This is a genomic window from Sporosarcina sp. FSL K6-3508 (assembly GCF_038615825.1).
Lineage (GTDB): Bacteria > Bacillota > Bacilli > Bacillales_A > Planococcaceae > Sporosarcina > Sporosarcina newyorkensis.
The window spans coordinates 794,346-806,534 of record NZ_CP152016.1 but is presented as its reverse complement, the minus strand read 5'-3'; the positions used below and the strand labels follow the sequence as shown (position 1 = coordinate 806,534).

12 protein-coding genes are annotated in these 12,189 nt (G+C 39.5%); 6 read left to right on the top strand and 6 right to left on the bottom strand.

The features are described from left to right. Positions 1-49 precede the first annotated feature (49 nt). Positions 50-349, top strand: coding sequence for a hypothetical protein (locus MKX97_RS03725; RefSeq protein ID WP_040758379.1), 300 nt, complete (start codon positions 50-52; stop codon positions 347-349). Between the two features lie 240 nt (positions 350-589). Then, entirely contained in the window at positions 590-2,002 is a 1,413-nt protein-coding gene (locus MKX97_RS03720) for a GGDEF domain-containing protein (protein ID WP_342536997.1), read from the top strand. A gap of 128 nt (positions 2,003-2,130) precedes the next feature. Here the strand turns inward: MKX97_RS03720 and MKX97_RS03715 are convergent, their stop codons facing one another. Then, entirely contained in the window at positions 2,131-2,715 is a 585-nt protein-coding gene (locus MKX97_RS03715) for a 3D domain-containing protein (RefSeq protein WP_009765933.1), read from the bottom strand. A 274-nt stretch (positions 2,716-2,989) separates the two neighbouring features. Between MKX97_RS03715 and MKX97_RS03710 the strand changes: the two genes are divergently transcribed. Both MKX97_RS03710 and mgtE read left to right on the top strand, forming a co-directional pair. Beyond that, positions 2,990-3,475 carry a general stress protein gene (locus MKX97_RS03710; RefSeq protein ID WP_009765934.1) on the top strand — a complete coding sequence of 162 codons (486 nt, stop codon included), beginning with the start codon at positions 2,990-2,992 and terminating at the stop codon, positions 3,473-3,475. Between the two features lie 149 nt (positions 3,476-3,624). Continuing rightward, positions 3,625-4,983, top strand: coding sequence for a magnesium transporter (mgtE, locus tag MKX97_RS03705; protein ID WP_342536995.1), 1,359 nt, complete (start codon positions 3,625-3,627; stop codon positions 4,981-4,983). A gap of 342 nt (positions 4,984-5,325) precedes the next feature. Here the strand turns inward: mgtE and MKX97_RS03700 are convergent, their stop codons facing one another. Next, positions 5,326-6,744 carry an amidase gene (locus MKX97_RS03700; RefSeq protein ID WP_342536994.1) on the bottom strand — a complete coding sequence of 473 codons (1,419 nt, stop codon included), beginning with the start codon at positions 6,742-6,744 and terminating at the stop codon, positions 5,326-5,328. Continuing rightward, positions 6,737-6,919 (bottom strand): hypothetical protein, encoded by a 183-nt coding sequence (locus MKX97_RS03695; protein ID WP_040758382.1) that lies wholly within the window; start codon positions 6,917-6,919, stop codon positions 6,737-6,739. The genes MKX97_RS03700 and MKX97_RS03695 overlap by 8 nt, the downstream gene beginning before the upstream one ends. Positions 6,920-7,365: 446 nt before the next feature. On the opposite strand from MKX97_RS03695, the gene MKX97_RS03690 reads away from it, so the two are divergent. Both MKX97_RS03690 and MKX97_RS03685 read left to right on the top strand, forming a co-directional pair. Further along, complete coding sequence (locus MKX97_RS03690) at positions 7,366-9,048, top strand: M14 family metallocarboxypeptidase (RefSeq protein WP_342536993.1); 1,683 nt, start codon at positions 7,366-7,368, stop codon at positions 9,046-9,048. Between the two features lie 294 nt (positions 9,049-9,342). Further along, positions 9,343-9,708: a hypothetical protein gene (locus MKX97_RS03685; RefSeq protein ID WP_078817200.1), complete on the top strand. Its 366-nt coding sequence runs from the start codon at positions 9,343-9,345 to the stop codon at positions 9,706-9,708. Between the two features lie 32 nt (positions 9,709-9,740). Here MKX97_RS03685 and MKX97_RS03680 read toward each other — a convergent pair whose 3' ends face one another. The 3 genes from MKX97_RS03680 to MKX97_RS03670 form a co-directional block, all read right to left on the bottom strand. Then, positions 9,741-10,307 carry a DUF488 domain-containing protein gene (locus tag MKX97_RS03680; protein WP_342536992.1) on the bottom strand — a complete coding sequence of 189 codons (567 nt, stop codon included), beginning with the start codon at positions 10,305-10,307 and terminating at the stop codon, positions 9,741-9,743. A gap of 101 nt (positions 10,308-10,408) precedes the next feature. Then, positions 10,409-11,680: a TRAP transporter large permease subunit gene (locus MKX97_RS03675; RefSeq protein ID WP_078817198.1), complete on the bottom strand. Its 1,272-nt coding sequence runs from the start codon at positions 11,678-11,680 to the stop codon at positions 10,409-10,411. Further along, on the bottom strand, positions 11,661-12,158 hold the full coding sequence (locus tag MKX97_RS03670) for a TRAP transporter small permease (protein ID WP_342536991.1): 498 nt from the start codon (positions 12,156-12,158) through the stop codon (positions 11,661-11,663). The genes MKX97_RS03675 and MKX97_RS03670 overlap by 20 nt, the downstream gene beginning before the upstream one ends. Positions 12,159-12,189 lie beyond the last annotated feature (31 nt).

The following is a 12,189-nucleotide window of genomic DNA, read 5'->3' as shown; positions in this document are numbered from 1 at the left end:
TGTGAAGTTGTTCGCATATGATATGATACGCGATACAGGAGGTTTTATTATGAGCAACTCAGCTGATCAACTAATCCATTCAATTTCTTACGTATCTATCCAACGGGTCGTTGACCGCCTGGAACAAACATACCTTAAATCTTTTCACTCTATTCATTTGTTCCAGGATCGTATCACTACCTCCCAACGCACATTTCCACTTGAGCATGTGTTTGATCTATCATATCGTCCTTTCTCTGGTCAAACAGGTCTTTTTTATCTTCATACCCACGAAGGCGTATTTACATTTGAAGTAGTGGATAACCCCGATCGTTTCATTAAATTGTTTAAAGAAATACAATCTAACTGATTTGATTTTCAAATCACTTATCCAACCTTCAAATAAACCTAAAGTATTATGTTTAGTAAACATACCAAAAGGTATAAAAAACTAGAATAATGTTCTAAAACTTTATTTATTTACGTTCTTTTTCATTTAACTGTCATTTTTATTGGAAAATCATGTTATAATTGAGGCATATATTTTTCACAAACATAGGTCTTTACTCATGATAGCTAGTAAAATTCAAAGTTTATGGGAGGGGCTAATATGCTTCACGAAAAGGAGTTAGCTACATTACAAAACTCTATTAGCCATTTACGAAGTGAAGGTAAATACGAACTAGTCATAAAGACTGCAGAGGAATTATTGAAGAAAGGCACTCAGTATGCAGATCCGAAAGCCATTTTATATGCTCATTACTTCAGTGCGCTCTCCAATTATTATGTTGGTGATCTCAAAAAAGTTCTTTTCCATATTGAAGCTCACCATGAAAATTGTCTATCATTCGGTGCCAAGCAAGACTGGATGCGCTCGTATTATTTACAATATTTCGTCAGTTTTATATCAAACGACTTTGAACATGGGCAAAAGTTGCTGGAAGACGTACTCTCGATAGCTCTAGAAACAGAGAATTTCGTGTATGTGAGCATGGCCTATAGTAACTTAAGCCATACGCTCAATAAAACCAATCAATTTTCTGAAGCTCTGAAAGCTGCCCAATCTGCAGTTAAATATGCAAACTTATACGTGGCAGATCGCTTTATCCTTTCGATTCGCGGGCATCTATATTTAGTTGAATCTGCCCTCAATATGAAGCGTTCTGACATTGCGATGACAAGTATAAAATGTTTAGATCAGCTCCCAGAGTTACAAAAGTATCCACAGGAGAAGGCCTTTTTAACAATCTTAAAAGGCCGGCTTTACGAACTCCTTGGTGACCAAAAGAAAGCGTTTCAATTTTATACAACGGTCAAAGAAAGTGACCTATTGCTTCACGATAATTTTTTATTGAAAGAAATTCAACAGAAACGAATTGAATTAGCAGAACATCTTTTTAGTTATGATGAATTGGCGATCATACAAAAGGAATATATTGATTTATTACATGAACTCGAAAGCTACAATTGGGGGAAAGCTGCTTTAGAATTAAAACTCCGATTGCAAGCCTCTTCTAAGAAAACAAATGAGCATCTCGACTATCTAACAGGTTTGTATAACCGAAGGTATTTAGAGGAAACGACGGATCGTTTATTGGCTGCTGCTTCACATACGAAGGAATCTATTGTTTGTATCGCCTTTGATATTGATAATTTAAAATCTATCAATGATACGTACGGTCATTTAGCAGGTGATGAAGCAATTAAAATGGTAGCAAAGGTTTGTTCTTCTCTAATTCGGAGAGACGACATCTTAGGACGTTTCGGTGGTGACGAATTTGTGTTGGTCATGCATGGAATATCGCGAGAGCAAGCGAAGAAGAAAGCTTTACTCATCGCAAAGAAAATTGAAACTATACCACTGGATCTACAAACTGTCCCTGAAAATATTACAATTAGTATTGGTATTGGTGATAATCTGATGCGCGATGTTGTAAGCTTTAAAGATTTATTTCACCTAGCTGATTTAGCGCTCTATAGAGCAAAGCAAAATGGGAAAAATCAAATCGTTTCATTTGTATAATAGAAACATGAATTCCTTTTTAAAAGGATTCATGTTTTTTTATATGGCATTCACCTTCTCCTATTCTGAAATAGGAACAGAGAAATAAAATAAACCTAATCCAGCATAAAGCCGAACTAGGTTTATTTTCAATCAAGAATCTTGATTTTCACATTCTTGCGGCCCCATTGGTACGCGCGTGTCTTATTTGGAATGAAGACATCGATCTTATTTCCTTTAATTGCGCTGCCAATATCTCCAGCAACCGCATATCCATACCCTTCGACATGGACTTTCGTGCCTAATTTAATGACACTTGGATCGACTGCAATCACTTTCAAATCTGGGTTTTTACGTAAGTTTAAACCTGTTTTCGTCAAGCCCGTACACCCATTACAATGTGCCGTATATGCTGTTGCACTCACCATGAACTCTTTAACGACTTGTGGTCCGTCAGAGCGTGATGGTGTTTTGCTCTTGTTTGAAGATGTACTGGAAGCAACTTTTGACGGCTTAACTAAACGCAGTTTTTGGTTTGGATGAATAACCGATGACTTTAAGTTATTCCATTTTTTCAAATCTGCTACGGAAACTTTATGTATCTGTGAGATTTTATATAAGCTATCGCCTTTTTTCACTGTATGAACAGATGTAGCTGCAGATGTTTCATTCATTCCGCTTGTGAAAATAGTAATCAACATGGCTACTGTTAATGAAAATAAAAACTTCTTCAATATGCCACCCCTAACTTTTTAATAGACTCAGCTTACCAAGCTACTGTTACAGTTACATTACAACTATCAGTCGAATCCATTACAAAGATAAGTCTATTGTTACAAGTATGGCTCCTTAATAGAAAATTGCTTAAGAAACAGGTATTTTGTCCAATAAGTCTATCAACTACTGTCGAAATATCTCTTATTTCTTCTAACGTTTTATCTATTAAAAAAAGGGTAAATTCTCTGTAGTGAGAAAATAAGAGAATTTAGTTCAAGGAGGGAATTTTTTATGGTTAGAAGACAAGTGGTAGGAACATATGACACGGATACAGAAGCAATTGCAGCGATTGAAAATCTTAAACGCCAAGGATTTACTGCGGATGAAATTTCAGTAATCAGTCGAAGCTCCGATCAAGTAGAACATGTAGTGGAAGAAACGGATACGCATGCAGGTGAAGGCGCAGCGACAGGAGCAGCAACTGGAGGGTTAATTGGAGGATTAGGCGGCATTTTAACGGGCCTTGGGGCCTTGGCTATACCTGGCGTCGGTCCGATTATTGCAGCAGGACCAATTGTAGCGGGCATCACGGGCGCGGCTGCAGGTGCCGGTGTAGGCGGTCTGGCGGGTGCTTTAATCGGCATGGGGATTCCAGATGAAGAAGCACATCAATATAATGAACAGTTCGAACATGGGAAAATATTGGTATTAGTCGATTCCGATCTTTATGACCCATTAAATGACCCGGCACCTCATGGCAGAGGTCCACTTATTTGATTTAAAGATACAAGAGTCTCCACATAGGAGGCTCTTTTTTGATTGGAAAAACTTATGCACTTAGCCAGGTTTACTATTGTTTGTTTTTTCTTCATTTGGGGGATAGCAAGAGAGACAACAATTATCTTTAAACGATTGGGGTGCTGACCATGCCATTGACAAACAATAGAGATGATATTTCAAGAGCTATTATAAAACTGACGAAGGACGGTAATTTAGAGTCCTTGAAAAAGGCGATTGATGAATTAGAGCCTTCTGAAGTTGCTGCACAATACCGACGGCTGCCAAGAAAGCGACATCCAATCTTTTTGGAAGTATTGGACACTGATAAATTGATCAAAATGCTCGGGTCCCTAACTAGAAATGAACAACTGCGGGTGCTTGAATTAGTAGGCCCGATTCGTTCAACAGAATTACTTGATCAAATGAAAAGTGAAGACTTATCCTATCTGCTTTCAGATCTTCCCGATAAACAAGTTGAAAAATTAATTGCTGAAATGCGACAGGAAGAAAAAAAGTATATTCGCCAACAGAGAAAGTATCCAAAAGATTCTGCAGGTCGAATTATGAGGACTCGTTATGTATGGGTTCATCAAACTTATAGCGTCACAAAAGCTGTGGAAAAATTAAAGCATTATGAAGCTTTCGCCCATTATCTAAATTATGTATATATCATTAACGATGATAAACAATTAGTTGGCGTATTATCCTATAAGGACTTGTTGCTTGCTGAAGCTGATGAATGCGTAAAAGATATTATGCAAACTTCGATCGCCAAAGTGTTTGATACGACCAAGCAAGGTGAAGTTGCCAAAATGATTGGGCGTTTTGATTTTGTGTCCCTTCCTGTAGTCAATGAAAATAATATATTGATTGGGATCATCAGGGCTGACGAAGTCCTCGACATTGTCGTCAGAGAGGCAGATAAAGACATCGAAATGCTTTTTGCTTCCGGTAAATCGATTGACTTCCATACAAAACCCCTAGTTGCTGCCTATCGTAGACTTCCTTGGCTTATATTATTACTTTTTATCGGGCTCGTTTCAGGCAGTATCATTTCTCGTTTTGAAGAGACCCTCGAAGCAGTCGTTGCACTTGCCTTTTTTATGCCAATGATTGCAGGTATGACAGGTAATACCGGTACACAGTCACTCGCTGTCGTTGTGCGCGGTTTAGTGTCTGAAGACATGACCATGAAAAAATCCCTGCATTTAATATTTCGAGAATTAATTGTCGGCGTTATATTGGGTGTCGTATGCGGGGCAGTTATTTCTGTCATTGCGTATGTTTGGCAAGGAAGCTTTACACTCGGATTGGTCGTTGGTTCCTCACTCGTTGCAACATTGATCATCGGGACAATTGCCGGTACTGTTATTCCCTTGATCCTCAATAAGTTCAAAGTCGACCCTGCTGTAGCATCCGGTCCTCTGATCACAACGATCAATGATATTCTTTCCTTGCTGATCTATTTTGGTATTGCGACAATGTTTATTTCTAAATTAATGTGACAAAACCTTCCGACTCTTCATGCATAAAGTCGGAAGGTTTTTCATATGTTATCTTAATGAAAGACAGTTGTAAGGTTGGTGTAATTTATGTCATTATGATGCCAAACACTACAGGGGCATGACATTTCTCACAGTTCGATGATTTGCGTTTATTCTGTTCTTCACAGGCTATACTTATAGTAATACCAATTGCACAAACGGATTTGGGTTGAAGTTTGGTGCAGCTGGGTTTGTGATAGGGAAGAAACTATACGTCGAATAGTTAAGTACCGCTTAGTCGAAGAGCGTGTACCTAACCGAAACTCCGCGATCATGGGTTGATCGCGGAGTTTTTGATTGATTTTAAGCTCGAGTTAACAACTCAGGCTTTCTGTCTTTCATTGGGTTTGTCTGTTCGATTGCATAGCCTACATCAAGTATACGAGCTTCAGCAAATGCAGGCCCGATAATCTGGACGCCAACCGGCAGATTCCCTTTTAGCCCTCCAGGTATCGATAAAGCCGGCAAACCTGTTAAGTTACTTGGTCCAGTGAAACGAATAATATTATCAATCAAATCGACTTGCTGACCATTCAGATCAACGGTGTCATCCCCAATTGTACTGGCGACTACAGGCAACGTCGGCGCGATCATTACATCCACTTTCTGGAATGCTTGCTGAAATTCCTGTTTCAACTGTCGTCTGACTTGCTGTGCTTGTAAATAATCTACAGCCGACGGCAGTTCACCCAGTTCAAACAACATGCGGATATCATCGCCAAAATCTTGTGGTCTCTTCAACATATCTTCATGGTGAATTGCAGATGCTTCAGAAAGCGAAGTAACTAACTCTGCCCACTCCGCATATTGAAGTGAAGGAATATTAACGATTTCTACTTTAGCTCCTTGATCTACAAGGGCTTGTATGTTTTTCCGTACGATTTGATCTACTTCATTATCGACTTGTTTAAAGAAGTACTCTTCATTCACTCCGATTACCAAGTCTTTCACATTGCCTTGGATCTTTTGCAAATACTGATCGACCGGTGTATTTACAGAAGTGGGATCTTTCTGGTCGTATCCTGAAATGATATCCATCATTCCCGCCGCATCCTTGATTGTTTTCGTCATAGGTCCAATATGGTCCAGTGTCCAAGCTAATGGATAACAGCCATATTTGCTAACTCGTCCATGCGTCGGTTTTAATCCGACAATTCCGCAAATGGATGACGGAATCCGAATGGAGCCTGCCGTGTCTGTTCCAAGTGAAGCAACACTCGAACCTACCGCCACAGCTGCTCCGGAACCGCCACTCGAACCGCCTGGTATTTTATCGGTATCCCATGGGTTTCTGACCGCTCCGTAATGAGGATTATTATTAGTGATCCCCCATGCGTATTCGTGCATACTCAGTTTGCCGGTAAAAATTACACCTGCGTCCCGCAACTTGCTAACAACAGTTGCATCATCGTCCGGAACAAAATCTTTATGGATTTTAGATGACATTGTAGTCACTTTATTTTTGAAATATAAATTATCTTTTAAGGCCATCGGGATACCGTGATACATTCCCCGATACTTTCCTTCTTTAATTTCTTTTTCTGCCTCACGGGCTGACTGCTCTGCTTCATCACGATAGATGGTCATATACGCATTAATGGATTCCTGAGTGTCCTCAGCATGGTCTAAAACCGCCTTCGTTAAATCAACAGGAGATAAGGAGCCATTTTGTATAAGCGGAGCCAATTCTTCAACAGATTTCTGAATCAATTCTTTAGCCAATATGATCACCTCCGGGAATATTGCGAAGCCCGATATCGGCGTCTTCGATTTTAACACCCTTTAATGTCCCTCTTAACTCTTGCATACCCTTCCAGCGACTTTCCAAGATCTCCAAATGTTCCGGCTTAGCCTGAATCCCTTTGTTCTCCAATAGTTGCTTAACGGATAGAGACAATGTGTTCACTCCTTTTAATTTGTTTTTCTACATTGTTTAGTGCAAAGTGAGATCTTATTGTGAACCAATACTAAGCTCTCTCTTTAACCCTATCATCAAGTTATAAATTATTCAAAATAATTCAAATATAGTGATCTTCTTCTGGGTCTTTAGTTTAATTATATTTTACTGCGCTATCTCTTTTACAATGGCTTTTATGACATTGAACTAAAAGTAAAAATATTCTACCAAATACTACTAAAGATACATGCAATTAACCTAAAAGCATAATTATTTATATTAATTGTACCAACAGTACCGGAACTTATTAATATTTTAGATAAAACGAATCAATTTTAGTTGGTGTAAACTTAGTTGCTTGAGTTATTTAGCAATCTATTATAACTTCGACTTGTAAGCGCTTACTACTATTATTTATATAAAAACATTATTCTAGGGGGAATTCTATGTTAAAAAGAAAACTAGTTATACCTGCTATTTTAGCAACAATTGTCGCTGCGCCCACTTATTCTTCAGCTGCAACTGCAGAACACTCCTTACCTCCAGCTGCCGGCCAAACAAACTCTTCACATATGTCTTATTCTCCCGGCACTCATTATGAACAATCTCTCAAAGTATTAGAGTTATACAAAGAACCAGAAATGGAGCTTGTAACGCCAGGCTTGAAAAAGGATAAATGGATGACTACGAATCCCGACATGATGCGTTACCTGCAAGATATCGTGGATAATAACCCTTCAGCCAGTATGGAGAATGCCGGGCACTCTCTTGAAGGTGTTGAATTGCCTATGCTCATTTTCACTACAACAAGCGGAAAAGATTCAGCAGAATTTAAATCAAAGCCTACAGTTTGGCTACAAGGACATGTCCATGGTAACGAGCCTGCCGGTGGAGAATCCATGCTGGTCATGGCTAATGAGTTGGCAAATGGAAACCTAGGAAAAGAAGTTTTGGATAAGATCAACGTCGTCATTTATCCACGTATCAATCCAGATGGCGCACAATACTTCCAGCGTCAAACGGCACTTCCTTTAGATGCGAACCGAGATCACGTAAAATTAGAGCTTCCTGAAACCCAAGCAGTTCATAAAGGCATGAATCAATTCCAACCTGAAGTAGTAGTCGATGCACATGAATACGGATTGAGCGATTCAACCTTCAAGCAATTTGGCGAGCAAGGCTCCATCAAGTATCATGATATCTTATTGCTATCCGGAAAGAACTTAAATATTCCAGAACAAATCCGAAAGCAATCAGATGATTTATTCGGAAAAAATGTTTTTCAGGCACTCGAGCGTACTGGCTATTCGAGTAGAGAATATTTTACTAACAGCTCCAAAGATGGTCATGTGACATTGGATGAAGGCGGCGCAGAAGCAAGAATCGGTAGAAACGCAAATGGATTGCAGCCAAGCTTCTCCTTCTTAGTAGAAAGCCGCGGGATCGGGATTGGTAAAGAGAACTTTGTCCGCCGAGTCGCATCACAAGTCGAAACACACTCAAGTATTTTGAGAACAACTGCAGAAAATGCAGAGTCTGTTAAGAAAATGGTGCAAGATGCTCGCGATGAAATAGTTGAAAAAGGAAAAACAGTGTCGGAAAAAGACACACTTATTTTGAGAAGTGATCGTACAGAAGTGAAAAACCAAACTCTCGAAGTCGTTGATGTTGCAACAGGAACGGTAAAAGAAATACCGGTTGGCTATAACAGCGCAACGAATGGTATCGCTACATTAGAACGCGTTCGCCCTACCGCTTATATTTTACCGCCAGCATATCACCATATTGCGGACAAGCTGAAAATTCAAGGAGCTACTGTTAAGAAAACAAAGAATGCTCAAGAGTTAGAAGTGGAGAGTTATATAGTCACAGATAAAAAGGTAGACACAAGCTATTACGAAGGACATATGCGAGCAAATATCGAAGCCCAACTTTCCAAGAAAAGAGTATTCTTCCCTGCTGGCAGCTACGTCATCAGTATGGCACAACCTACCGCCAATCTGGTCGCTCTTTCGCTAGAACCTGAATCTGTCGATAGCTATGTGACATTCAACTTTATCCCTGTAAATGTAAAAGATGAAGTACCTGTTTACCGATATATGAAAGAGTTGGATTTAGTCCTGGAATAAAAATAAATGCCAAAAAGCCTGTCTTGAAAGTCAGTAATTTCTTTCAGGACAGGCTTTTATTTCTGTATCAAACTTCGGACAGTAAAGAAACACTTCAATGCTTCGTCGGGATGAACCAATACACCATCTTACCGAACCATCCTCTTTTCCGACAGCACTTTCCCCCTGACAGAGCAGCCGGCAAATGACAAACAAAAGATTTTCAGTAAATACTAGAGCCGTCTAAAACTTCATGACTTCTTACGTTTATTTTCATTACCAAGCGGGAATTTATGAAGCAGGAGGTGACGGTTCATGCCATGGAGTAAAAATGATTATCCTGCTTCAATGAAGAACTTAGATCCAGATGTCCGAGAAAAAGCGATTGAAATTGCCAACGCCTTATTAAGAGAGAACTACGAAGAAGGCCGCGCCATCTCAATAGCTACCGCCCAAGCTCATGAATATGTAGAAGGAAAAAGTGAAGGACGTCCACACTACGAAGTGAAACCTAGGCAAGACGAATGGATTCTAAAAAAGACCGACAGCGACCATGTCATCTTTAAAGATTCTACGAAAACAGATCTACTAGAGAAAGCCAAGAAATATGTGAATGAACATGATGGAGTTTTATCCATTTTCCTTGCTGATGGATCACATGAAAAGACCCTCTACGAGTAACTAGCTCGCCCTTTCAACATTGTAAGGGCAAGCTAGTTTTTTTCTTTTGGCCCTGGAGGATAAATAACCGTGCCATTACTTTCTAGCACTATATGATGTGGTCCCCATTTTCCGATAACATGATCTTCAATAAGCGTTTTCTCTTTTGGACCGTCTATAATATGTTTTACTTCCCATCCGTGCAGCGCCAGCCAATTACTGATTAACAGACGATGGCATCGTGCGGGATGGCGTTCAGAGCAACATATCGCAATCCTCTGCTTTAAAGCCTTTTCCATCAATCGATCAACGCCTTCTTTAAAATCTGCAGTTAATGTGTAATCCGCATAATTATGAAAGGACTGATTGTCCCACGCATCATTTATTTCTGGATCAATCGTCTTCGATTTCCTCCGTCGCCCACCAAGTTTTCCACAGTGTTCATATGCAATGTCGTTTGCAGGGAGCCATTCTTTCATTAGATCCTCATGAAAATGAGGAAACTTTCGACTGCCTGGAAATGCCCTTATATCAATCAACCTTTCGATATTCGCATCATCAAGCAATTTTAAGAATTCTTCTTTTGTATGCGTAGAATGACCAATTGTATAAATCTCCACCTTCCCCCCTCCTCTTACCATCACTCTTCCCTACTTGCCTGTATGAATAAACTTTTAAATAAATAAAAAGCCTTCCAGCAAAAATACTGGAAGACCTTCTGTTAATCCATCTTTTCTGTTAACCATAATGACAATTGAGGGAAGAAAACTACGATCGCCAACACTAGAATCATCAAGAAGATAAAAGGAATAACTCCTCTTACAACATCTCCAAGTTTTTCTTTCGATATTCCGCTCACTACGAATAAGTTCAAACCAACTGGCGGGGTAATCATACCCAACTCCATGTTGATTGTCATAATGATCGCGAAGTGTAATAAATTAATATCAAAATGAACGAGCATAGGCAATAGAATTGGTAGTGTAATCAGAATGATGGAAACTGCTTCTAAGAACATTCCCAACACAAACAGTAATAAATTCACAAGCAGGATAAATACCCACTTATTCACATTACTTTCCGAAATCCACGCCCCGATTTCATGAGGAATTTGTGCATTGGTTAAATACAATCCGAACAAACTTGCAGCGCCGATAATCAAGAAGATCATCGCAGTAATGTTGATGGACTCAATAATGATCGGACGAATATCCCGAAAATGAAGTTCGCGATAAATAAACGCTGATACAATGATTCCATAAAACACCGCAATAACAGCAGATTCTGTCGGTGTAACTACTCCGCTGTAAATACTACCCAAAATCAAGAATGGGAGAAATGCTCCCCAAATTGCTTTTAATGAACTCTTTCTTCTCTCATCCCAAGTAGCTTTCCGCTCACTTTTATAGCCATTTTTCTTTGCATAAAAAATAGCTGAAGCAATAAGGACTCCTCCTAATAGGACTCCCGGAATGACACCGGCCATAAATAACTTTCCTATCGAGACTTCTGCTGTAATACCATAAATAATCAATGGAATACTTGGAGGAATCAAAATCCCCAACGTACCACCAGCTGCTACCAGACCCATAGAATACTTCTTATCATACCCTGCATTCACCATTGCAGGAATCATGATCGAACCGATTGCCGCTGCTGTAGCCGGACTAGAACCCGAGATTGCCGCGAAAATCATACAAGCTAAAATCGTAACAACCGAAAGACCACCCGGTAAATGGCCAACCCATGATTTCAAAGCCTCGATTAGATACTTCGAAATTCCGCCACGGGCCAACAGAACGCCCGCTAGGACGAATCCTGGAATCGCCATCATCGGAAAGGAATCAAGAGCCGTAAATATCCGTTGCGGTACCATCGTCATATTAAAGTCGATCTGCCACAACACAACCATAGTCGATAAAGCAAGACTGATGGCAATCGGAACTCGCAACAGAAGTAAAATAAAGAAAATACTAAGTAAGAGGATTGTCATATTTTACATCCTTTCCGCGTACCAATTGAACCAGTCTTTCAATAAAACGCAATGAAAATAATACACCGGAAATAGGCAAGATTAAGTAGACAATCCACATTGGAATTCCGACATCCAGTGATACCATGCCAGAATGATAACGTGCTTCTACTAATAAATAGCCATAATACGTATACGCCAGACAGAATAAAATACTGATGATCGTAGCAAATAAATCAACAAACTTTTTCATTTTACCGGGCATTTTATCATAGAGAAGATCTACTTGAATATGCTGATTATGTCGTAATGCAATAGAAAAACCTAAGAACACACCCCAAATAATAACGTATCTTACTACTTCCTCAACCCATGCTTTAGGAGAGTTGAAGCCATAGCGCATGACGACGCCATAGAATATGAGTGTAATTCCACCAAAGAAAAATACTCCTGCTGAGATTTCCTCAACTGCTCTCCAAATCTTTTGTAATGTTTTCAATAGTTCGCACCCCTTCTGCTGAATTCAGATA

Coding starts and splice junctions, on each gene's coding strand:
- MKX97_RS03725 (WP_040758379.1), top strand. CDS start 50: ATGAGCAACTCAGCTGATCAACTAATCCATTCAATTTCTTACGTATCT.
- MKX97_RS03720 (WP_342536997.1), top strand. CDS start 590: ATGCTTCACGAAAAGGAGTTAGCTACATTACAAAACTCTATTAGCCAT.
- MKX97_RS03710 (WP_009765934.1), top strand. CDS start 2,990: ATGGTTAGAAGACAAGTGGTAGGAACATATGACACGGATACAGAAGCA.
- mgtE (WP_342536995.1), top strand. CDS start 3,625: ATGCCATTGACAAACAATAGAGATGATATTTCAAGAGCTATTATAAAA.
- MKX97_RS03690 (WP_342536993.1), top strand. CDS start 7,366: ATGTTAAAAAGAAAACTAGTTATACCTGCTATTTTAGCAACAATTGTC.
- MKX97_RS03685 (WP_078817200.1), top strand. CDS start 9,343: ATGCCATGGAGTAAAAATGATTATCCTGCTTCAATGAAGAACTTAGAT.
- MKX97_RS03675 (WP_078817198.1), bottom strand. CDS start 11,680: ATGACAATCCTCTTACTTAGTATTTTCTTTATTTTACTTCTGTTGCGA.